This window comes from Shewanella colwelliana ATCC 39565, assembly GCF_000518705.1.
GTDB classification, from domain to species: domain Bacteria; phylum Pseudomonadota; class Gammaproteobacteria; order Enterobacterales; family Shewanellaceae; genus Shewanella; species Shewanella colwelliana.
Genome location: NZ_KI912482.1, coordinates 36,008 through 58,498, shown reverse-complemented (window position 1 = coordinate 58,498; position 22,491 = coordinate 36,008). Strand labels below are relative to the sequence as shown.

Genomic DNA, 22,491 nt, shown 5'->3' with positions numbered 1-22,491 from the left:
CCCGCTATTTCTGTGATTTATTCAAGCCTGAAACGCCTGTTTAAAACAAATGATTAATTAACGACCATTTATCTAGCCTGTAAGTGTGACAAAAATGTAGCTAACTCAATAATTTTACGTTAACTTGAGCAAAGCTAGGGACTTAAAAAGTCCTATTGGTCACGCAAGGAAGACTATTGTGACCAATTTTTGGGGAAAACAAAATTATTACAACAAGATTTGGGGAAAAAAGATGAAAAGACTCTTTTTGGGTGTCGCAATTGCGTCCGCTTTAGGAATGACTGGTTGTAGCGAAGATAGTGTCGATGAGCTTACAGAAAAGACGCAGCCACTGATTCCTGAATCTCACATGGTGTTCGATCCGGCAAACGGAAAGGTACCATTACCAAACGATTTATTATTTAGCGGAACACTCGACGGTACTATCACTATCCCAGGAGAGAAAGCCGACGGCAGTAGCGACTATACTGACCCACAAATGGCGCTTGGTGCGCTTGATGGTTGGTCAACCACTTCACCCATCTCTATAACGGTTGACCCTGCTACCGACCACGACGGTACTAAACTGACACTTTCTGCTGCATCGGTATTTCAGCCTGGTGCGATTCGCATGTTTGAAGCCACGGTTGGTGGACCACTGTCGTCCGACCCAGAGTGTCAATCAGCGCCTTCAGTCTCTGCCTGTAAGATTGGTAACGAGCTGCAGTTCGGCGTGGACTTTGTCTCTAAAGCCTCTGGTAACACGATTGCGATTGTGCCACTTAAACCGCTAAAAGCGGGTCAATCCTATGTCTACGCAACCACGAGTTTGATTCAAGATTCAGAAGGTCGCCCGATAGCGCCTTCAAGCACCTATGGTTTGTTAAAATTAGACATTGAAACTAAGCCATTAGAAACGCCTGAGCAGCTTATGCTGCAAACGCTGGTCAATAGCTATGAGAAGGGAATGGCATCGGCCCACGGTGTTGATGCCGCAACGATAAGCTATGCCGGTTTGTTTACAACTCAGGCGATTAGCGATGTTTATGAAACAAGCAAACTGTTAATGCTGCAAGAGGGTTCACCTTTTGCGCCGTCTATGACAGTCCCAATGCCGCATCCATATGGTATTACCGTCGCCCAAGCGGCAGGCTTGACTGAAGCTGATGGTCTTGCCTATGTCGTGTCGAGCCTGGCGGATGTGTATGTGGCTGAGTTAACGCTGCCAACCTATGGCGCCTGTAACTCGGTAACGTGTGCTGGTATCGATGGTAATTGGCGTGCGCTTGGCGATAGCCCAGTGTCAGTGTTATTAGCACTACAGTCTGGCACCATGAGTCAACAAACTTATGGCGCTCAAGCCATGGGTTACGGGATAGACCCGTCTGAGGGCATAGCTAATCCAGCGTTACTGGCGGGTAAAACCTGGTTATTAGATGATGGTACAGCAGCCGATAAAGCTAAACACCTGACTAAGTTTAATCCTATCCCAGCACCGACTGGCAGCGAAACTGTGCCAGTGTTAATTTCTATGCCAAATGCAGAGCGCTTAGCGGCCTTTTATAGTGCACAAGGTTTACCGTTTACGCCACCGACAGCGGGTTGGCCGACAACGATTGCCATGCATGGTCTAGGCGGTGGTAAAGAGATGTCATTAGCTTATGCTGGCAGCTATGCGGCGATGGGCGTTGCGACGATTGCCATTGATATGCCACTGCATGGTGCAAGATCATTCGATGCAAATGGTGATGGTATCTATGAGGTGTCAGCGACCGATCCGTCATACGGAGCTGTGGTTGGCAATGAAGACGCCTTTAAAAATGGCAGTCCGTTAGTCTTTATTAATATCGCGAGTACTTTGTCTGTGCGAGATAATTTCAGACAAGCAACTGTTGATCATTTAGGCCTTCGTGCATCGCTAACTGGGCTTGCTGGTGGTCTTGCGGCGGCGCAGATGCCGCAGATGTTCGACATTACTAAAATTAGCGCACAAGGGCTTAGCTTAGGTGCGATAGTCGGAACGGATTTTGCGACTTATGCTAGCACCGGCTTAACTCACCCAGAAAATGGTGCAGATTTAAGTTATGTGCATAAGATCAATGCGGTGTCATTAGTGGCGCCAGCGGGCGGTGTTGCGGGTGCCTTTATCGGCTCAGCGACCTTTGGTCCAGTATTGTTTAGCACTGTAACTGCAACAGATAGCTTCCAAGCGTTAGTTGATGAGGCTAATACGGCTGGCTATGAGCCTGGGTCGCCAGAATATAGCGCGCTTGTTCAGGCTGTATATGCTCAATTTCTGCCAACCTTCGCCTTTGCGGTACAAACAGCGGTCGATAGTATGGATCCTGTTAATCACGCCGCAGCGCTAAAAGCCACTGAGTTACCGGTTCATCTAGTTGAGGTGGTTGGTGATGCTAGTAACCTACCTGATCAGGTGTTGCCAAATAGTGTGGAGAACTTCCCGCTATCGGGTACAGAGCCGTTGATTGCTAACTTAGGCCTAGAGTGCATTGATACAACAAGCGCAGGTTCTGGTGCGGTGCGCTTTAGTAAAGGTCACCATAGCTCGATTGTTAGCCCAAGCGAGATACCAGGTGTAACAGATGGCAAAGCGGCGGATGCCACCGTTGAGATGCAACAACAAGTAGCGGCCTTCGCGTTGACTGCGGGTAAAGAGCAAGCGACTATTTTAGTACAAGACAAGTCGGTGCTTCAGCCTTGCGCTGTACCTGCTGGCTAATTGCTGCACAAATAACTAAACAAAAGCCCAGCGTTTGCTGGGTTTTTTTATTGTGGCGTTTGTTATTCCCGACTTGACTGATAGAATAACTGCCACATTTTAAGGGTAACAAGAAAGCCTCAAACGGAGCTTATTTTGGAATTTTTGTACGAGTATGGATTATTCCTCGCCAAGGCCGTCACTATCGTTATTGCGATAGCTGCTGTCGTGATTGTGATATTGGCCTCAGCGGTGAAACAGAAATCAGATAAGGGCGAGTTAAAACTCACTAACTTATCTGAAGAGTTGAAGCTGTTAAAACATGATTTGAAAGAGGAGTTGCTATCCAAAAAGCAGTTCAAAGCCTATGAAAAGCAGTTAAAAGCTGATGAAAAAGCCAAAGAGAAAGCAGAGAAAAACCAAACTGAGTCACCAGTAGAGCCAAGAGTATTCGTTATTGACTTTAACGGTAGTATCGATGCTGCAGAAGTCGCATCACTACGTGAAGAGATCGGCGCAATTTTGACCATTGCCGAGCCTGGCGATGAAGTGGTTGTTAATGTGGAAAGTGGTGGCGGTATGGTCCATGGTTATGGACTTGCTTCAAGTCAGTTAGACCGCTTGCGTCAGGCTGATATCCCATTGACCATCTGTGTTGACAAAGTGGCGGCCAGTGGCGGTTATATGATGGCATGTGTCGCGAACAAAATTTATGCTGCGCCGTTTGCGATTGTTGGTTCTATTGGTGTTGTGGCGCAAATTCCAAATTTTAACCGTTTGCTTAAAAAGCATGATATTGACTACGAGCAGCACACCGCTGGGGATTTTAAACGCACGTTAACGGTATTTGGTGAAAATACCGATGAGGGGCGAGAGAAGTTCCAAAAAGAGCTTGAAGAGACCCATGTGCTATTTAAGGCGTTTATTGCTAAGTACCGTCCAGGACTTGATATTGCCAAAGTGGCAACAGGGGAGCATTGGTATGGGCAACAAGCGATAGATTTAGGTTTGATCGATGCCTTATCAACAAGCGATGATGTTGTCATGCAGCTTGCAAAGGATAAAACCGTGATTAAAGTACGCTATCAGCTAAAGAAAAAGTTAGCTGACAAGATTGCGCATGGTGCTTCGATGTCATTGAATGCGTTGTTTAATAAGTTGGCGGAAAAGAACCAGCCTGTTAGTTAGTCTTAACGCGCACTATTCGTTACTGAAAACCTGCATCATGCAGGTTTTTTTATCTTTATTGAATTTTTATTCTTTTAGGCTTTAATTATTCATTGAAATCTTATACAAAATAGATACCTCTAGCATGATAAGTATTCAAAGATGAAGAGTGCTCACAGTTACAAGCCGACTTTAATGGTGGGCGATCAGTCCTATCCCGCGTATGAGCTTAGGTATCTGCTAAGTTATGTCTCACTGCACTATGGTGTTGAGCAACGAGAGCAATTATGTCAAGAGATTGGAGTTGGCATTAACGAATTACAGCAGATGCAGTTGGTGTTTGTGTGGCAAGTCGATTATGTGATGGCTTATCTTAAGCAGCGTGAACATGATCTCGAGTTAGGTGCAAAATTGGGTGCTTGCTACCAAGTCGAGGACTTGGGGTTTATGCTCAATCATTTGAAAGAATGTGCCAACTTAGGTGATTGTCTGCAATTTGTCTTGTCTCACCCCGAATTAGTTGGGAGCTTTTCCGATACATTGATCAGTAATAATGCAGGAGTCTTATCTCTTCGATGGCTTAACACTGGTAAGATTGATCGAGAACGCTTTGGCATGCAGTTTCAACATAGTGTCTGTTCTATGTTGGCTTTAGCAAGGCAACTGACACAACACCCAATTGCGTTAATGCAAATCCATATGGCCGAATCAGCAAGGCAATCACAGTTTTTACAAGATTTTACCCAATGTGACGTTCAGTTTGAACGTGAATTCTATCAGTGGTCTATTGGACATCAAGAGCTAACATTGCCGATTTTGTATGATTTTGAAAGCGTGGTGATGACGGAACATGCATTGGGAGAAGCTTCCTATATAGAACAAATATTGAATCAGCTTAAAGCGAACTTTCCTGAGCTGCCTAAACTAGAACAGATGGCCTTGATGAACAATATCAGTGATAGAACCTTGCGTCGTCGATTAGCCAGTGCAGGAACCACCTATCAGCGTCTTGTTGATCAGGTGCGCTCGCAAATCGCTATCGGTCTTATTGTGCAAGGAGACAGAAGTGTGGTTGAGATAGCCGATTTGATGGGGTTTAGTGATGTCAGCCATTTTCGCCAGAGTTTCAAACATTGGCTCGGTTATCCTCCTGGGCATTTTATCCGCAAAATTTAATTAGGCCGGTTTTGTCACAGGCCTAATAACATGCTTAATAGGCGATAAAACCTTAATGTTGGCAAGTGCCGATTGAGGGGGCCATGGTGTCAATCCACTTTCTAATTATGGTGACGGCCTCTCGATGTACTAGGCTGCGCCCAATGGGGGGCATACGATCTTTGGCGTTATTCAATTCTTGCCGATATAGCAAAATAGAATGTTCTGCATCTCCAGGAATGATATCGTAGCTCAAGCCTTTTTCGCCCCCATCCCAACCCGGTGGCTGTTTGCATATACCATATTGAAAGCTGGTGTGATCGACATTGTAGCCTAAGCGTAAACCTGACAGGCTGGCAAATCCTTCTGCTCTGTGGCAATGCGCGCAGTTAATATCCAGATAACCCTTGGCTCTGTTGGTCAATGATGCGGCTCCATCATCGATGGCGGGCGCGCTGCTAAGTTCGTTTGCGGCGGGTAATCTGTCTAGCCAGCCTTTCTGTTGCCACAATGCTAGCTGGTTTATGGTGACGCCTTGGTATTCAATCTTATGGTTGAGCAGGTGAGATTTTAGACCGATTGGGCTGATATGGTTGTCGGTGCTGCTTGTCACTTGGTGGCACAGCTTGCATTCGGCGCGACTCGGCACGTGATAATTAAAGCTGAGTTGCTCACCTTGCCGATTGAGCGTATGGCTGACATTTGCCCCTGCTTGAATGAGTGTCGCCTGTCCATTTTCCCAAAGGTAAGCCAGTGTTGTCCATCCCGCTTCTCGGTGAATTAACAAGCGGGTTTCGATCATTACCTCATTTTCACTGCCACTGACTTGGGTATCGAAGGGCAGGGCAAAGGTTTTGGTTAACACTGTACCGACAGGCAAGCCAAAGGTATCAAACTCATTGAAACTGATAGTTTTCCCCTCTGGCAGAAAAATGAAGCGGTATTTATTGGCGTAATTAGAAAACAACTGCGTCGATAGCTCGTATTTTATGCCTGGAGTATTTGGGGCTGTCGTCGGATGATCAGCTTGGCTAAATAGCTGATAATCGGCCAGCTGCGGGCAATCCTCGTTCATTAAAGCATCCCAGTTGATCTGGTTACTTGGGTTATTGCATAAGCTATCATTACCGCTTATTGGCGGTGGTGTCGTGACTGTGGGCGGCGGGCTTACAGCGGATGAACTATCATCATTGCCGCCACAGCCAAACAGTATAAGGCTTATCAATAGTAAGTTGATGATGCGCATAATGTCTCTCTCAGTGAAAAAAGGCTGCCTATTGGCAGCCTTTTCTGTGGGCGTTTAAAGTGAGCAACTCGCTCTTGGTAAACGTTTTATCCACTCTGCAATTAAGGCACTGCCTTCTCCGTGGGATAAACTGCGGCCAATCTCTGGCATACGATCGCCGGGGTTGGTCGAATCCATACGGAAGTGCAAGATTGAGGTTTCTGCGCTGCCCGGGACCACATCGTAGCTCAGCGAGCCTCCTCCATAAGCGACAGGAGACTTACAGGTGCCATGAGAATAACCTGCATCCTCATCATAGGTTCGCCAGTACTCAAGCTTAAGACCGGTATTCGAAGCATTGCCCTCAGGGCGATGGCAATGGGCACAGTTGATATCAAGATACCCTTTAGCCGTTTTCATCAAGGCTTCATCGGATAGCGCCGCTAATGTTATCTCATCGCCATCATGGAAAGCCGGCACAGTATCGATTGTGGTGACGTCAGGCACGCCCTGCAATATACCGGCTGCTTGCCACTTCAACAGTTGGTTCATGTTGCCGTCGCTGAAGGCATAGTCTTTATTGAGATGACGTGCTTTAGGGCCAATTGGTACAAACACGGCTTGGCTATCATCATCGGCCTTAAACTGATGGCACTGCTTGCACTGATTCATGCTTGGCACAACATAGTCAAAGTTAAGGGTCTCACCATTGTGAACCACCTGTTTTGCTTGAATGGCTCCCGCTTTAGCAAGCACGGCGTCGGTTTGCTCAGCATTAAACACATAAGGTAATGCAGACCAACCCGTGGCACGCTTGATCAGTAGGCGAGTTTCAACTAACGACTCGTTAGCAATACCACGTTTAGCCGTATCCGCTGGCAAGGCAAAGGTTTTAGTGATCACTGTGCCGACAGGGAAGTCCATGCTTTCGGTTGCAGAGTAGTCTGCTTTTTGCCCCTCAGGTACAAATACAAAACGATACTTACTCGAGTAGTCGGTAAATAGCTGAGTATTAAGATCGTAAGGCAGGCCGCCTGAATTGGCACCTGTGCTTGGGTTTGCTGCATCGGCAAACAGTTTATAATCTGAGAGATTTGGACAGTTAGCGCCTAATAGCGCATCCCAATTAACGCCAGATGCTGTGCTGCTACACAAGGCCAAGTCACCATCACCAACAAGGCCTCCTTCCCCTTCGCCAATACTGCCGCCCCCCCCAACGAGGTTGCCACCGTCACAACCTGCGACGTCATCATCGACGCCACAACCAAATATCTGATCGCCAAATGTCACGGTATGCACGGGCAAGCTCACTTGGGCACAGGTCATGATATCTTGCTGTGTTTTTTCATAAAGCACATCTGCAATACTGATATCAGTATTGTTATTGGCATAGAGACGACCAAATGAAACATCACCGTTGTTTTGCGCACAGACATTGTCGCTGCCGTCTGGTGCAAAAGGTAGCTCCTGAAGCCCTAAATATGCCGCGGTGCCATTGTTAGATAGCATCTCCCCTAAGCCGTCATACAGTACGCCAGGGAAAGCTCCATGGGTAAACAGGTAGGCTTTAATAATGTCATCAATTAAGTAGCCATTAGGCTTTTTACCATAATCGGTGATCACATTATCATGGAGATAAATATTACGGGGTGTCGGACGCCAACCATCTTCAATAGGCTGACCGGGTTGGCCATAGTTACCGACGAAGGCGTTCATGTCAGGTTCTGCAATAAAGAAGCTAGATATGGTCACGCCCATGGTGTCGTGGTTGGTGATTTCGTTATTAAAAATCTCCACATCATCTGTAGACAAGATGATCATGCCGGTACCTGGCGGTACTATGTGTACTCCAGCTGGATTGGCTGACGCATTGGCAAAGTTTTTCGTATTGTTGTCGTAAACTTTGTTATTAAAAATACGCACGCTAGAGCCATATCTATGATTATTGATTGGCAGGTCGAAAACTAAGATCCCCCCCGTATTGCCCATGGCTTCATTGTCATACACATCGGCATATTTCGAGTTTTCAATTTCAATGCCGGCCACGTTTTCTTTTGCGATATTACGGCGCACAACAATGTACTGCGACTGACCGACATAAATACCTGCATCGGCGCTACCACGAACATAGGTGTCTTCAATCAGAATGTTTTCACACTCAACAGGATAGAGCCCGTAGGCACCGTTATCCTCATCGAGTTCACCTTCCCAAACTGTGGCAAGTCTTCTTAAGATGATACCGTTGGTATTTTTTAGTTTAATACCATTGTTTTTCGCTTCGTTGACCGAAAGATCTTGAATGATCACATTGACAGCATTTTGCACAAAAATACCATCACCAGTGATGGGCTCTGAAAAGTCTAATACTGTTTCATCCATGCCATATCCCATAATGGTGATGTTTTTTGCGTAGGCGCCATCACCATCAACATCGCCGTCAAACAGCAGCGTCGATTCAATTTTAAAATTACCTTTAGGCAGAACAATGACATCATTACTTTGTGCATTGATAAGCGCTTCTTGAATTCGAGTGGTCAGGTTTTCACCTTCCTCGATTAAGATGGCACCTTCAGGAAAGTTTGCGGTGGGATCTGTTGGTGGCGTTACCGCCGTGGGTGGTACTTCAACATTGGAAGTATCTTCATCGTCTGATGAGCAAGCAGTTAAACTTAACGCCACGGCGCTGGCCACGAGCGTTGGAATTAACCAATGGGGTTTCTTGTTGAACATAGCGTCTCCAGCTTATTTTTATTATTCCTGTCTTAGATTGCACTGACGTACCATATATGCAATGTGAAATCTGGCCAACAAGTTGATAACATTTTGTTATCAAAGGTGCTTTTGAAAGGGTTTAAACACGTGTTTGTTTTTTTGTTAATAAAAAACAACAGGTAGCGTGTTTTATTAAACGGATACTTTCGACTTGATAAGGCCTCCGACCAGTGATAGGAAAAGACATGATAATGCGCTTGAAGTGGATTTGTTGGCTTAATGTTGCGCCAAAGGGTGGCTTGAGCAAAGACCGTGAGCAAGCCTTTTAGTTACAGTTACGGACCAGTTCGTTAAAAATCGATGCTAAAAACCGACATAAAACCGGCAGTCAATGGGAGTCACTTTTATTCTGCGTCGTATCTTCTGAGTCCCCTTGTGGCGTACCAATGTGATCCCATTCCAAAGACAGGTCTAGAGCAAACATGTCGGTCAGCTCAATGCCAAATGTGGCGACAGTATGGCGGGAATAACCACCGGAGTCTTAATTTGCGTAGTTAATACGATATAAAGCGTTAAAATCGATATCATCTGTTAATTCAGTATCATAAACCATTTCAATCACGAGGGCTGTGCTACTTTAGACATCACTCGTCAGCGGGATCTCTTCATCATTTTGAGTACTGCTTAAGAACGGATTAAATTCGTAAAACAAAGGTTTAGCGTCAAAGTGCCTCGCACAGCGTTGTTTAAGGGGTGGCCATAAATAACACCTCTACTGTTAACCGTTTAACAATAACTTTTAGGCCATCATCAATTAAGCTTTACTGAGGTGAGCGGCTTGGTATCGGCTAGCGCCGCTTCTAACCAAGGTTTTACAAATTCAGCTATTTGCGCTTGTGCCTGTTCATTGGGATGGATGTCATCGGCTTGCATTAATTCTGGATGTATCGCGACCTCAGTCATAAAAAAAGGCATCAGAGTGATCTCATGCTCTTGAGCTAACGTTTTATATACTTGAGTAAACATATTTGCGTAGCGGGGGCCGTAGTTAGGTGGCACCATGACTTCGCTTAATATCACTTTGGCGTCAGCTTGCTTTGAAAGTTGGATCATTTTTGTAAGATTATCTTTCAGCTGTTTAGGCGAAAAACCACGGAGACCATCGTTACCGCCGAGTTCAATTAATACCAGCTGTGGTTGAGTGGATTCAAGCAGGGTGGGGAGTCTACGCAATCCTCCAGCGGAGGTTTCGCCGCTAACCGAGCCATTAATAATGTTTTGTTGGGGCATCTTTTTTGATAAAAGGTTAACCCAGCCCTTGTCTTGTTCCATGCCATAACTTGCACTTAGGCTATCACCTAGGATTAATATAGGGTTAGCATGGGCAAATTGAGTGGCGCACAACAAAATTAAAGATGTCACTCCCATCATCATTTTAGAGTTGGAAGCAAAGAAGGATTTTATGTCAGAAAATAGCGCTATCACGGTAAATAATCTCATTAAGTCTGTGGCTACCCAAGAGGGAGAACTTACTATCCTCAACGGCATCAACATGGATGTCAAGTTAGGAGAGAGTGTTGCCATTCTCGGCCCTTCGGGTTCGGGGAAGTCAACCTTGCTAGGGTTGCTGGCGGCATTGGACTCGCCTAGTGCTGGTGAAATTTGGCTTGATGGCACTGCACTGAGCGTACTCGATGAAGAGGGTAAGGCCGCTTTGAGAAAGCATAGTGTGAGCTTTATTTTTCAGTCCTTTATGCTGGTCGATACGCTCAATGCCTTAGAAAATGTGATGCTACCAGCTGAGCTGTCGGGTATCGAGGATGCTAAACAGAAAGCGGAGGCTATGCTTGAGCGCGTTGGCCTGAGTCATAGGTTAAATCATTTTCCTAACCAATTATCTGGTGGAGAGCAGCAGCGTGTTGCCATTGCTCGAGCGTTTATTTGTGAGCCAAAGGTACTGTTTGCCGATGAACCTACGGGTAACCTTGACGGTGCAAATAGCGACAAAGTCGCGGATATGTTGTTTGAGCTCAACCGAGAAAGTGATACTACTTTGATTCTGGTGACTCATGATATGCAACTGGCCAATCGCTGCGAACGTCAATTCTTAATGCAGTCGGGTCAACTCAGTGAGTCGACAAGCAAGAGTCAGCCTGTGATGAAGTCGGTCTCAGTGGAGGCGAGCTAATGGAGATGCGCATCGCATGGAAGTTATTTAAGCGCGAGCTATTTCAAGGTCAACTGATGCTGATTATTTTGGCCATTACCTTAGCAGTACTGTCTGTGACAGGCTTGTCTCGGGTTAGTGAGCGGTTACAGCTTGCAATCAATGGCCAAGCATCAAAGTTTATTGCCGCCGATCGTATTATCAATTCACCCACGCCATTAAACCCCGACATAGTGCTACAAGCTGAAAGGTTAGGCTTAGCACATGTTGCCAGCATGCAGTTTAACTCCATGGTGTATGCCAATGATAATTTTCAACTGGTAACGGTGCGGGCCGTTGATGAAGGCTACCCCCTAAAGGGAAAGATTGAGCTAACAACTGGCATAACTCAAGCGCTACCAGAGCAAGGAACCTTGTGGTATGAGAGCCGTTTAGGTGGTATTTTGGCTCACCCCAAGCGTTTAGAGTTGGGCAATAGTGAGTTTAACTTAAGTGCTGAAATTGCACGTTTACCTGATGCTGGCTTTAATCCGTTCGCTTCCTCTCCTGTGGTGTTAATGCGCTTAGATGATGTAGCACAAACTGGGGTAATTCAACCTGGGAGTCGGGTGAACTATGTGCATCAATTTACTGGCGAAGCATCACAGTTAACGGCGTTTGAGCAGGCCGTTAAACCATTATTGAATAATTCGCAACGCTGGGTTGATGTGCAGTCTGGAGATTCGCCGATAGCCAGTGCGGTAAAGCGAGCCGAGCGCTTTTTGTTACTAGCTAGTTTACTCGGAATAGCGCTTGCCTGTGCCGCAATTGGCATTGCAGCGCAACGTTATTGCCAACGTCATTTTGACGTGGTCGCTATGCTCAAAACCTTTGGCGCATCGAGTAAGCAGATTCGGGTTTTGTTTGGCGTGCACTTGCTGTTGGTTACTTCGCTTGGGATTATCTTAGGGTTAATTGGTGGATTGATATTAGATGGCATTATTACAGCTTACCTACCTCAAGCCATAGCAGATTATTCTCCACCAGTGGCTAGACCTATTGGGTTAGGTGTTGCGACTGGGCTTATTTCAGCGTTTATGTTCTCGGCCTACCCATTGATGCGTTTGCTAGCGATCCCCCCTCTGCGTGTGTTGCAACGCCAACTTGAAGGCATTGCGCTAGGCATGTGGCTTCACCTGCTATTGAGTGTTTCGGCTATGGCATTACTGGGATACCTCTATTCCCAAAGCCTGCCATTGACCTTAACGGTTGTTGCTGGGGTATTACTGCTGGGTGTGTTATTGAGCCTGTTTGGTTTTTTGCTGATCAGAGCGGGCCACAGCGTTGGCATGAAAACCACCAATCCTATGCAGTTAGCCCTAGCGGGACTGCGGCGTCGAGCAAAGCAAAATGCAGTACAACTGGTTGGGTTTAGTAGTGCTCTAGTGCTGCTGCTGACCATTATTGCGTTACGTCAGGACCTACTCGATGAGTGGCAAAAGCAGTTGCCAGCACAGTCACCTAACTACTTTTTGGTCAATATAGCACCCGATGAGCAGCAACCACTTGAGGATTATTTTAGCCAAAACAGCATTCAAGCGACCGATATCTACCCTGTGATCCGTGGCCGTTTGGTTGAAGTTAATGGTGAAACTTTGATCTCATCCGCTCAAGCTAATGACGGGGTTGAGGGACGAGTGGGGATCTCTCGAGAGCTTAACTTAACCTGGCGCGACTCACTGCCGCCTAACAATGACCTGCTTGAGGGTAAGTTCAATCAAGCTGCCGATGAGGTATCAGTCGAGTCTGGTGTTGCAGAGCGTCTGGGCGTTGGATTGGGTGACACCTTGACCTATGTGATCGATAATCAAAGGTTAACGGTAACCATTGCCAGTATACGAGGCGTGCATTGGGAAACCTTACAGCCTAACTTTTTCATGATATTTACCAAAGAAGCCTTAGCCCCGTTTGCCTATACCTCAATGGCAAGTTTCTACCTTGAAGAGGAACAGAAGCACTTAGTACTGGGTTTGATTAGGTCTTTTCCAACGGTATCCATTATTGACGTTGGTGCGATGGTTAAACAATTGCGCGAGATCATCGATCAAGTCTCTTTGTCACTGACGTTAGTCTTGGTGTTAGTTCTTTTGGCAAGTAGTTTGGTGATGATTGCACAAACAGAAGCAGGAATGGCAACTAGGCAAAGAGAGCTTGCAGTGCTGAGAACCTTTGGTGCATCAGGATGGTTACTTCGTATGGCGACCGCCTTGGAGTTTGCGCTGTTGGGGACCATTGCCGGCTTGCTCGCGGTGATTGTTGCTGAATTTACCCTTTATTTGCTTAAGACTCAGGTGTTTGAATTAGTGGTCTATATGCATTGGAACTGGTGGGCGATAGCGCCGTTGAGCGGTGCCTTGGTGGTTGCATTGCTGGGTACCTGGCGCTGTAGGCAGCTGTTACAAAAGTCGTGCAGTGAATTACTAAAAGCGTAAATAGCAGTTTCGATACTGATTGGCATTATAACCGAACCACTCTAATCAAGAGTTAAAGGGTTCGGTTTGTCGTTTGTAGCAGCTGCTTTTATCGATTTCTAGTTTTTAAATGTACTGAGTTGAGGGCATGCCCAATAGCGTGTTATCGCTGCAACAGCCCTGCTAGGGCTTCATCTAACGTTGGATAGCTAAACTCAAAGCCTGATGCCAATATTCGCTTGGGGTACACATATTGCCCCTGTGTTAGTAGTTGCGACATCTCACCCAAGGCGATATTAAGCACAGAAGCGGGCATAGGCAGAAATGTGGGGCGATGCAATGCTTGGCCCAATGATTGAGTAAATTGCTTATTGCTAACTGGCGCAGGGGCTGTACCGTTGTAAATCCCCTGACATTCTGGATGTGTCATGAGATGGATAATCATGCCAATTAAGTCTTGCTGATGTATCCAACTCATTCCCTGCTCACCGCTGCCAATAATCCCTCCGCCGCCGAGTTTAAAAGGCAGTAACATCTTCTTTAATGCACCGCCTTCGCAGCCTAAGACGAGGCCTATGCGGATGATACAGACACGAGTTTTATCTGTCGCAGCCAGAGCTAGCTCTTCCCAGCGGCTACAGACGCTATGGGGGAACATTTCGTTAGCATCAGTATTGTCAAAATGGGCTAAATTAAATGATTCATCCACAGGCTCACTCTGGGCATGATCGCCATAAATTCCAATGGCGGAGCCACTGATAAAGAGATGCGGTGGATTCTCACTGGCATGAAATAGATCGGTTAACCGTGCGGTGATATCCCAGCGACTGTCACAGATCTTCTGCTTCTGCTCTAGGCTCCACCTTTTATCAGCGATAGGCTCACCAGCGAGATTAATGACGACATCAAACCCATCGAGTGAAGTGAGTGCACCCAAGTTACCTAAAAACCTATGATGATTACCCAGTTCGAGATGAGCTTTACCAGCGGAACGGGTGAGTAAGGTCAGTTCGTTGTCTGCACTTAATACCTGAACTAATTGCTTGCCGATAAAACCTGTGCCACCAGTGATGAGAATTTTCATTGATACTCCGCTTTTTCGGGGGATATCAAAAATATACACCAATAAGCGGAGTTAGGATCAACTTTTAGTGGTAGGAATAATAGTTATTGTTTGGCGTAACATAGCTGCAGTGATACCGAATCGGCAAATCGCAATGCATGGGGTTTGTCGATTTCAACTTTAGCAAAATCAACCCAGTCATGCTCGCTCGCGATATTGAGGACCTGATCGGTGAGGTGTTCTAACAAAGAGAAACGATTGTTTTCAACCAAAGCGATGATTTTTTTAGTAATCGTGCGATAATTTAATGCATCGTCCATGTTGTCACTGTTGCGCGCCTTCACGGCGCAATAATGAATTTCAGCGTTAATGGTGACATCTTGCTTATTGTTTATCTCGTCATCTTTGATGCCAATGTAGGTGCGTAGGCGCAGGTTTTTAACTCTAATTATGGCGATTTCAGGTTTCATAAGCGGTAGTGTATTAATTGTTAGATATTTTAAGCCTATCAATTTTATGAGTAATTCAGAAGGACTTTATTTTTTATGACTCGATTTGACAATCAAGGTATGGCGTTTAAAGGATTTGCCATCATGGCCTTTATAGTGGTCATTTTGGCGGGCATTAAGGCTGCTAGTCCAATTGTGGTGCCATTCGTATTATCTGCGTTTGTTGCCGTGATCTGTAATCCCGTTATCAATTGGATGACGCGGATGCGCGTGCCACGTGGTTTAGCCGTGGTACTCATGATGATATTTATCGTATTGATGGGATTGTGGTTGGCGCAGTTAGTTGGCAGTTCGATTAATGAATTCTCTCGTCAATTGCCACAATATCGCGATCAATTGGTAGAGCAATTTGCTTGGATACTCACCAAACTGGAGGCGTTTAACATCTCTTTGTCAAGAGAGCAGATTTTGGCCTATTTCGACCCAGGTGTCGCCTTGTCAATGACAACCAATATGTTATCTAGCGTTGGTGGAGTCATGGCTAACCTGTTTCTGATCATTTTGACTGTGGTATTTATGCTATCGGAAGCAACAATCTTGCCTAAGAAACTGCATTTTGCCCTTGATGACCCTGATATGCGTTTGAAGCAGATTGATAAGTTTCTGCATTCAGTCAACCAATATATGGTGATTAAGACGTTAGTGAGCCTAGGTACAGGTATTATTGTCGGTGTGGTGCTCGCCATTATAGGAGTCGACTATGCGCTGCTATGGGGGGTTGTTGCGTTTCTATTTAATTATATCCCTAACATTGGTTCCATTATTGCTGCGATTCCAGCTGTATTATTAGCGTTTATTCAGATCGGTCCTGCTGCCGCAGGCGGAGTAGGGCTGCTTTATCTGAGTACTAATATGGTGATGGGCAATGTTATTGAGCCTAAGTATATGGGCAGAGGGCTTGGATTATCGACCTTAGTGGTGTTCCTATCATTGATCTTTTGGGGATGGCTATTGGGCTCCGTGGGCATGTTGCTATCAGTGCCCCTTACTATGATTGTTAAAATCGCTCTTGAGTCGAGTAAAAATGGTGGATGGTTAGCCATTTTACTCAGTGACAAAGTGGATGAGGTAAACCTTGATACCACAGACGTTGTTGAAGACAACACCGATAAGTAGAATATTTCGATAGGTTAACGAATTTAATGCAATTATTTTTACAAGCGCTACACAATGTCACCCTTGGCGAAGAAGCTCAACGGGTTTTTCACGGCCGTGGTGGCATGTATGCCGGTTCAGAACATCTCTGTTTGGATTGGTTTCCTCCAGTATTATTATTGACGAGTTTTAAAGCCACTTCGCAAGAGGAAGTGGCGCAACTAACGTCGGCCATTGGTGAGCATTGGAATGAGCTGAACCCTAGTGAGCCACTTAATTTAGTGTTTCAACATCGCTGTGGTGGGCAAACTGAGACGACGCTATTGCAAGGGGAGGTGCCAGAACCTCATGTCGTGACAGAAAACGGCGCGCTATTTCAAATTCATCTATTGCGCGGTCAAAACCATGGCTTGTTTCTCGATATGCAAGCGGGTCGTCAATGGGTAAAACAGCACAGCCAGCAGCGTAATGTTTTGAACTTATTTGCCTACACCTGTGGATTTTCGGTGATGGCGTTGCAAGGTGGTGCCGATCAGGTGGTTAATATCGACATGAGTAAAGGCGCTTTATCTATCGGTAAGCAGAACCATTTACTCAATGACTTCAACCATGGAGCACGCTTTTTAGGTCATGATATTTTTAAGTCTTGGGGTAAGCTGACAAAAATGGGGCCTTATGATCTCATTGTCGCCGATCCACCGAGCAACCAGAGAGGTAGTTTTGTTGCGACGAAAGACTATGCCCGCTTACTCAAGCGTCTGCCAAGTTTACTTGCGCAACAAGGGGACTTGTTACTTTGTTTGAATGCGCCCGAGTTAGACATTGATTTCTTAAAAGAGCAAGTATCACAGCAAAGCCCTCAACTTGAATTTATTGAACAAATTGATAACCCTACTGTATTTGCCGATGTCGACCCGAATAAAGCACTGAAAGTTCTACTGTATCGGCATAAACTGTCATCGCTTATCTAGCGTTTCTGCTAAGATACTGATAAATAACTTAATAGGCTATGATCATTTTTATGTGTGACATAGCCGTTAGGTGTTTCGATTCGTTAAATTAACTCTAATATCTCATCTGCTCATGAATTAAGGACGCCCCATAAGATTCAATAATCTGCGCGATTTTGATGGGATCTGGCTGTCGCAGCGCCGATATCCGTGTAAAGAGAACGTCTTGTACATCAAAAGAGATCGACATGGTATCCATGAACATATGAATGGATAAGATGTCCCCTTGGGAAAATAGATCTGCAAGTTTATTTGCTTCAAACTCAACTAGTGCATTCATTGACTGCCCCTCATCCTATCCAGCAAACATTTTTACTGTTATCTATTAATTGATAGCAGCTTCTTAGCTTTTCCCTAGACCTATTTGTTTTAACAGATCTGTTTTTTAGCGTTATTGGAGGTTAAAAAGTGAAAGTCTTTCATCTTGAGATTCATATTTTTGAGGCTTTTTAGTGTTTGAGTCGGTTTTACAGCTTTTTGGCTGCCCAAACTGAAAGTTTTCTGTAACTCCAGCTTTTTTGATGTTATTATTCTTGCCATGGAGTTTGCAGATAGGCAAATACCTAACCCCAGGCAAAATGCAGTAAAAATAGCATGCCTGTACCCTACTTAATATCTGGAGTTGTTATGGAAGCTCGTGAATACGAAAGCGCATATTACCAAGTACAAGATGAAGTAATGGAGTCTTTACCGTTAGAGAAAGACGAAGAAGCGTTTTTGGATTAGTTAAGTATCCAAACACCCATAGGTTAGTGTCGCTATATGTTTAGCAGAACACTCGCGTCAGATAAAAAAAGAGCAACTTAGGTTGCTCTTTTTTATTTGATTAATGCTAAAGACTCAAGGCTATAACCTATAAAGCGCAGTGTATGGGCTAAACATTCCAGTGGTATTATTAATTTAAATTGCCTTTTTCAGGGAGTATCTCGACGATAACCCATTGTTTTTTTACTTTATGTAATCGAATGGTTCGATCATCAACCCAGTTCTCACTACCTCTTACGCCCTGCATTTTTACGATCACTGTCACGTCATCTGTAAACTTACGGAAAAAATCGATATCTATCTCTTCAATCTCCATGGTGACATTAGTCATGGATAGATTGAGTACATGGCGTTGTACTGCCGAGGCGATGTAGTAATGAGACAGTACCTTTTGCATCGGCTCATCGACATATTGTTTGGCTTGCTCTACGTCTCTATCGACATAGATTGCCTTGAAAAACCCTAGAGAGACCTGCTCAGGAGTTTGTGCTCCGCTCATTGTTTCAGAGTCTTGGCTACAACCAAGTAGTAATAGTGTGACAATAAAAATTAGTTTTTTCATATAATTCGGCATCAAGACTTTGGTTTTAGTATCGCGATTATGGTTTTGCTTGGCAAGTGAGGTTTTTAGTGTGGGCAATCATTTATTTGTTGACTACAGGGATAGAGTCGGGCATATCTAAATGAAGCTTTTTTTACTCTTATCCACAGAATCTGTGGACAACTATGTTGAAGAGTAGATGCATAACTTTTAAGTTATTGAACTTAAATGATAAATTAATTTGGTTAAATTTTGACGCATTGTGTGTTGTTGGACTATTTTCACTCATACAGCAGCTTAAAATTAAGTTTTACAGCTCATTTTTCAAAAAAAAGGCCTGTCAGATGACAGGCCTTTTTGTTACCGCAACAATCTTAATTCTGAGACGCCTGAATCGCTGTTAGCGCGATGGTATAGACGATATCGTCGACCAATGCACCACGAGATAGATCGTTAACCGGCTTGCGCATACCTTGAAGCATTGGACCTATGCTGATTAAGTCAGCACTTCGCTGAACCGCTTTGTAAGTCGTGTTACCCGTATTTAAGTCTGGGAATACAAATACTGTTGCTTGTCCTGCTACAGGGCTGTTTGGCGCTTTAGATTGCGCCACATTTGGCATTACGGCCGCATCGTATTGTAACGGACCATCAATGATCAGATCAGGACGCTTTTCTTTTGCAATACGGGTCGCTTCACGTACTTTATCGACGTCAGAACCAGTACCTGAACTGCCAGTAGAGTAGCTGATCATGGCAACACGCGGGTCGATACCAAATGCAATCGCGCTTTCGGCTGATTGGATTGCGATATCGGCCAATTGCTCAGCATTAGGATCAGGGTTGATGGCACAATCACCATACACAAGCACTTGATCCGGCATCAACATAAAGAAGATTGAGGAGACTAAGCTTGAGCCTGGTGCAGTTTTAATCAACTGCAGTGGTGGACGAATTGTATTGGCTGTGGTGTTTACCGCGCCAGAGACAATACCATCCACTTCACCTTGAGCCAGCATCATAGTACCCAGTACCATGTTATCCTCAAGTTGTTCACGGGCAACAACTTCAGTTAAACCTTTATGACGACGAAGCTCAAGCATAGGTGCAACGTAGCGCTCTCGAGCCGTTTCAGGTTCAATGATTTCAACCCCATCACCTAATATGACGCCTTGTTGACTTGCGATACGCTCAATCTCTTCACGGTTACCGATAAGTACACAACGGGCAATGCCACGTTCAGCGCAGATAGCGGCCGCTTCAATTGTTCTTGGTTCATCACCTTCAGGCAATACCACCGTCTTGCTCGCAGCGCGTGCAAGTTCGGTAAGCTTATAACGAAAGGCTGGTGGTGATAGTCTATGCTCGCGTGGCGAGTTCATCGTAATGGTTTCAACCCAATTTTGGTCGATATGGCTGGCGACGTACTCTTGGACTTCTTCAATACGTACCGCATCATCGACAGGCACTTCGTGATCGAAGCGCTGTATGTTAAGTGATGTTTGCCACGTGTTGGTGTCAATTAAAAATACGGGGAGGCCAGTTTCGAAAGCTTGGTCACAAAGGGCCATGATCTCTGGTTCTGGCTCATAGCTACCTGTTAGCAATAACGCGCCAACTTTAACACCGTTCATTGCAGCCAGACACGCTGACACAATAACATCAGAGCGGTCGCCCGATGTGACTAACAATGAGTCTGTCTTAATGTGGGTAACCATATTAGGAATACTACGAGCACAGAAGGTGACTTTACGTAGACGACGTGTGTGCATCTCACCTGCATTGATGATACGAGCACTTAAGTGCTTGGCTAAATCGGAGGCACGTGGTGCCACGAGATCTAGGTTATAAGGTACACTGCCTAAAATTCGTAATTTGCTCTTACCTGGAAGCTGGAACATGCTTGCTGCATCGGGACGCTGAATATCTTGATGGTCAAACACTTCTGACAAATCTGGGCGAGCACGGCCTTCATCATCGACAGGCGCACCAATTTTATTGATGATAGCGCCGATAAGACGTTTGTTTTTACTACCGCCCCATGCGTTATGGGCAATTTCAAGGCGATTCATCAGCGCAGTGGGGGTTTCATTTCCTGGTGCGGCAACAAAGATGATATCGGCATCGAGCGCTTTAGCAATCTGATAGTTGATGTCGTCCGAGAAAGGGTGGTTACGCGTCTGTACTAAACCTTCAACAATCAATGTCTCGGACGGATCGGCACATTCAGTTGCGCGAGCAATGATCTGCTCCATTAATACATCGGTCTGATCGGTACGGATAAGTTTCTCAGCATGTTCCATATCGAATGGTTCAAGCGGATTAACCGTTGGCGACTTACTTAAGATGGTCGTTGAACGCTCTGGACCTGTATCAGTAGGACGTTGCTGGGCAATCGGTTTAAAAAAGCGAACCTTTACTCCATGGCGCTCTAACGCACGAACCATACCAAGGCTGATGGACGTTAAGCCAACTCCAGTACCGTTAGGAATAAGCATGATATTGCGAGACATAAATACCTCAATGTGGTTTCTCTTTGCCTAAAGGCTAGAAAAATAAATGCAATGGGTCATGTGGGCTTTAGCCCACATGACAAAATACAATGATGACTATTTCAGCAGTGATACAGCATCTTCAGCAATCACCCACTCTTCGTTCGTTGGGATAACCATGGCAATAGGACCATTGTCTGTGGTGATTTGACCTTGGTTACCAAAACGCGCTGCTGTGTTACGCTCTTTATCCACTTCGAAGTTAAAGATGCTCAACAGGTTAAGCACTTTTTCTCGGATCAAATCTGAGTTTTCGCCGATGCCGCCAGTAAAGACTAAGGCGTCCAATCGGCCAAGTGGAACAGTGTATGATGCGATATATTTAGCAAGACGGTAGCAGAAAATCTCTAGTGCAAGGGTTGCACCTTTGTGGCCATTTTCATAACCCTCTTCGATACCACGGCAATCGTTGGTCAACTCAGAAATCCCCAACAGACCACTTTGTTTATTCATCAAGTTGTTAACTTCATCAGCAGTGTAGCCAAGCTTATGAATAAGATGGTAAACAATAGAAGGATCCATATCGCCACAACGAGTGCCCATGACGAGTCCTTCCAATGGCGTTAGTCCCATTGAAGTATCTACACTCTTGCCACCTTTAATAGCGGTGACAGAGGCGCCATTGCCTAAGTGAGCGCAGATGACGTTGGTGTCGTCTAACTCTTTACCAAGGGCTTTAGCTGCTTCACGGCTGACAAACAGGTGGCTGGTACCATGTGCACCATAACGACGAATACCATGCTCACGATATAGCTTGTAAGGTAGGGCATAGATATAGGCATGTTCAGGCATACTTTGATGAAATGCGGTATCAAACACAGCAACCTGTGGCAAATTAGGGAAAGAGGCTTGAGCTGCACGAATACCGATTAGGTGAGCTGGGTTGTGTAGCGGCGCAAATATTGCACTTTCTTCGATACCATGGATAACACTATCGTCGATGATCACAGAGTGGGTAAACTTCTCACCACCGTGAACAACACGATGTCCAATTGCTTGGATCTGTTCGGCAATCTGTGGGTGCTCACCAAGAATCTTGGTGACGATGAACTCAACGGCTTCACGGTGAGCGGTAAAAGCGCCTAATTTTGCATCAAACTTTTTACCATCAACTTTCCATTTTATGCGAGAGTCTTCAAGACCAAAGCACTCGGCTAAGCCCGAGATCTGGTCGTCACCTGTTAAGGCATCAATAATAGCAAACTTCAACGAAGAGCTGCCGCAGTTTAGTACTAATACCAGTTTGTTTGACATGTTTAAAACCTTTTGCAAAGTTAGTGAATCTGTTGCGTTCACCGAAATTAAAATGGCCTCAACCAGTTAAGTTGAAAACCACGTTATGTGCCCGAATAAAGGCGTTGAAAACTGTCTTCTGTGCACGC

Annotated in this window: 16 protein-coding genes; 7 read left to right on the top strand and 9 right to left on the bottom strand. The window is 45.2% G+C overall.

Annotation, left to right across the window (positions count from 1 at the left end; translation table 11 throughout):
- Positions 1 to 232 precede the first annotated feature (232 nt).
- The 3 genes from L876_RS0120120 to L876_RS0120110 all read left to right on the top strand — a co-directional run bounded on the left by L876_RS0120120 (position 233) and on the right by L876_RS0120110 (position 5,041).
- Positions 233 to 2,719 carry a VolA/Pla-1 family phospholipase gene (locus L876_RS0120120; protein WP_028765444.1) on the top strand — a complete coding sequence of 829 codons (2,487 nt, stop codon included), beginning with the start codon at positions 233 to 235 and terminating at the stop codon, positions 2,717 to 2,719.
- 135 nt (positions 2,720 to 2,854) lie between these two features.
- Positions 2,855 to 3,886 carry a protease SohB gene (gene sohB, locus L876_RS0120115; protein ID WP_028765443.1) on the top strand — a complete coding sequence of 344 codons (1,032 nt, stop codon included), beginning with the start codon at positions 2,855 to 2,857 and terminating at the stop codon, positions 3,884 to 3,886.
- A 141-nt stretch (positions 3,887 to 4,027) separates the two neighbouring features.
- A complete protein-coding gene (locus L876_RS0120110) occupies positions 4,028 to 5,041 on the top strand; it encodes a helix-turn-helix transcriptional regulator (RefSeq protein ID WP_028765442.1) in 1,014 nt (337 codons plus the stop codon).
- 52 nt (positions 5,042 to 5,093) lie between these two features.
- Here L876_RS0120110 and L876_RS0120105 read toward each other — a convergent pair whose 3' ends face one another.
- From L876_RS0120105 to L876_RS22195, 3 genes are all read right to left on the bottom strand, one after another.
- Positions 5,094 to 6,266 (bottom strand): SO2930 family diheme c-type cytochrome, encoded by a 1,173-nt coding sequence (locus tag L876_RS0120105; RefSeq protein ID WP_028765441.1) that lies wholly within the window; start codon positions 6,264 to 6,266, stop codon positions 5,094 to 5,096.
- 54 nt (positions 6,267 to 6,320) lie between these two features.
- Positions 6,321 to 8,975: a parallel beta-helix domain-containing protein gene (locus tag L876_RS0120100; RefSeq protein WP_028765440.1), complete on the bottom strand. Its 2,655-nt coding sequence runs from the start codon at positions 8,973 to 8,975 to the stop codon at positions 6,321 to 6,323.
- 792 nt (positions 8,976 to 9,767) lie between these two features.
- Complete coding sequence (locus L876_RS22195; RefSeq protein ID WP_428829726.1) at positions 9,768 to 10,385, bottom strand: arylesterase; 618 nt, start codon at positions 10,383 to 10,385, stop codon at positions 9,768 to 9,770.
- 34 nt (positions 10,386 to 10,419) lie between these two features.
- On the opposite strand from L876_RS22195, the gene L876_RS0120085 reads away from it, so the two are divergent.
- Complete coding sequence (locus L876_RS0120085) at positions 10,420 to 11,145, top strand: ABC transporter ATP-binding protein (RefSeq protein WP_028765439.1); 726 nt, start codon at positions 10,420 to 10,422, stop codon at positions 11,143 to 11,145.
- Entirely contained in the window at positions 11,145 to 13,595 is a 2,451-nt protein-coding gene (locus L876_RS0120080; RefSeq protein ID WP_028765438.1) for an ABC transporter permease, read from the top strand. The genes L876_RS0120085 and L876_RS0120080 overlap by 1 nt, the downstream gene beginning before the upstream one ends.
- 142 nt (positions 13,596 to 13,737) lie before the next feature.
- On the opposite strand, the gene L876_RS0120075 is transcribed toward L876_RS0120080, so the two are convergent.
- Together L876_RS0120075 and folX are read right to left on the bottom strand one after the other, a co-directional pair.
- Positions 13,738 to 14,658 carry a TIGR01777 family oxidoreductase gene (locus L876_RS0120075; RefSeq protein WP_028765437.1) on the bottom strand — a complete coding sequence of 307 codons (921 nt, stop codon included), beginning with the start codon at positions 14,656 to 14,658 and terminating at the stop codon, positions 13,738 to 13,740.
- Between the two features lie 83 nt (positions 14,659 to 14,741).
- On the bottom strand, positions 14,742 to 15,107 hold the full coding sequence (gene folX, locus L876_RS0120070) for a dihydroneopterin triphosphate 2'-epimerase (RefSeq protein WP_028765436.1): 366 nt from the start codon (positions 15,105 to 15,107) through the stop codon (positions 14,742 to 14,744).
- A gap of 75 nt (positions 15,108 to 15,182) precedes the next feature.
- Here folX and L876_RS0120065 point away from each other — a divergent pair, with 75 nt between their 5' ends.
- Both L876_RS0120065 and L876_RS0120060 read left to right on the top strand, forming a co-directional pair.
- Positions 15,183 to 16,262: an AI-2E family transporter gene (locus L876_RS0120065; protein WP_028765435.1), complete on the top strand. Its 1,080-nt coding sequence runs from the start codon at positions 15,183 to 15,185 to the stop codon at positions 16,260 to 16,262.
- A 26-nt stretch (positions 16,263 to 16,288) separates the two neighbouring features.
- Entirely contained in the window at positions 16,289 to 17,212 is a 924-nt protein-coding gene (locus tag L876_RS0120060; protein WP_028765434.1) for a class I SAM-dependent methyltransferase, read from the top strand.
- A 94-nt stretch (positions 17,213 to 17,306) separates the two neighbouring features.
- On the opposite strand, the gene L876_RS0120055 is transcribed toward L876_RS0120060, so the two are convergent.
- The 4 genes from L876_RS0120055 to ackA form a co-directional block, all read right to left on the bottom strand.
- Complete coding sequence (locus tag L876_RS0120055) at positions 17,307 to 17,531, bottom strand: hypothetical protein (protein WP_028765433.1); 225 nt, start codon at positions 17,529 to 17,531, stop codon at positions 17,307 to 17,309.
- A gap of 615 nt (positions 17,532 to 18,146) precedes the next feature.
- On the bottom strand, positions 18,147 to 18,578 hold the full coding sequence (locus tag L876_RS0120040; RefSeq protein ID WP_028765432.1) for a nuclear transport factor 2 family protein: 432 nt from the start codon (positions 18,576 to 18,578) through the stop codon (positions 18,147 to 18,149).
- A gap of 353 nt (positions 18,579 to 18,931) precedes the next feature.
- On the bottom strand, positions 18,932 to 21,070 hold the full coding sequence (gene pta / locus L876_RS0120035) for a phosphate acetyltransferase (RefSeq protein ID WP_028765431.1): 2,139 nt from the start codon (positions 21,068 to 21,070) through the stop codon (positions 18,932 to 18,934).
- A 96-nt stretch (positions 21,071 to 21,166) separates the two neighbouring features.
- Complete coding sequence (gene ackA, locus L876_RS0120030) at positions 21,167 to 22,363, bottom strand: acetate kinase (RefSeq protein ID WP_028765430.1); 1,197 nt, start codon at positions 22,361 to 22,363, stop codon at positions 21,167 to 21,169.
- Between the last annotated feature and the right edge of the window lie 128 nt (positions 22,364 to 22,491).

What these genes read in the sequence shown, in the direction of transcription:
- L876_RS0120060 (WP_028765434.1), top strand. Translation starts at nt 16,289, where the DNA reads ATGCAATTATTTTTACAAGCGCTACACAATGTCACCCTTGGCGAAGAA.
- L876_RS0120100 (WP_028765440.1), bottom strand. Translation starts at nt 8,975, where the DNA reads ATGTTCAACAAGAAACCCCATTGGTTAATTCCAACGCTCGTGGCCAGC.
- L876_RS0120085 (WP_028765439.1), top strand. Translation starts at nt 10,420, where the DNA reads ATGTCAGAAAATAGCGCTATCACGGTAAATAATCTCATTAAGTCTGTG.
- L876_RS0120110 (WP_028765442.1), top strand. Translation starts at nt 4,028, where the DNA reads ATGAAGAGTGCTCACAGTTACAAGCCGACTTTAATGGTGGGCGATCAG.
- L876_RS0120075 (WP_028765437.1), bottom strand. Translation starts at nt 14,658, where the DNA reads ATGAAAATTCTCATCACTGGTGGCACAGGTTTTATCGGCAAGCAATTA.
- L876_RS22195 (WP_428829726.1), bottom strand. Translation starts at nt 10,385, where the DNA reads ATGGGAGTGACATCTTTAATTTTGTTGTGCGCCACTCAATTTGCCCAT.
- L876_RS0120120 (WP_028765444.1), top strand. Translation starts at nt 233, where the DNA reads ATGAAAAGACTCTTTTTGGGTGTCGCAATTGCGTCCGCTTTAGGAATG.
- L876_RS0120055 (WP_028765433.1), bottom strand. Translation starts at nt 17,531, where the DNA reads ATGAATGCACTAGTTGAGTTTGAAGCAAATAAACTTGCAGATCTATTT.
- folX (WP_028765436.1), bottom strand. Translation starts at nt 15,107, where the DNA reads ATGAAACCTGAAATCGCCATAATTAGAGTTAAAAACCTGCGCCTACGC.
- pta (WP_028765431.1), bottom strand. Translation starts at nt 21,070, where the DNA reads ATGTCTCGCAATATCATGCTTATTCCTAACGGTACTGGAGTTGGCTTA.
- L876_RS0120065 (WP_028765435.1), top strand. Translation starts at nt 15,183, where the DNA reads ATGACTCGATTTGACAATCAAGGTATGGCGTTTAAAGGATTTGCCATC.
- L876_RS0120040 (WP_028765432.1), bottom strand. Translation starts at nt 18,578, where the DNA reads ATGAAAAAACTAATTTTTATTGTCACACTATTACTACTTGGTTGTAGC.
- ackA (WP_028765430.1), bottom strand. Translation starts at nt 22,363, where the DNA reads ATGTCAAACAAACTGGTATTAGTACTAAACTGCGGCAGCTCTTCGTTG.
- L876_RS0120105 (WP_028765441.1), bottom strand. Translation starts at nt 6,266, where the DNA reads ATGCGCATCATCAACTTACTATTGATAAGCCTTATACTGTTTGGCTGT.
- L876_RS0120080 (WP_028765438.1), top strand. Translation starts at nt 11,145, where the DNA reads ATGGAGATGCGCATCGCATGGAAGTTATTTAAGCGCGAGCTATTTCAA.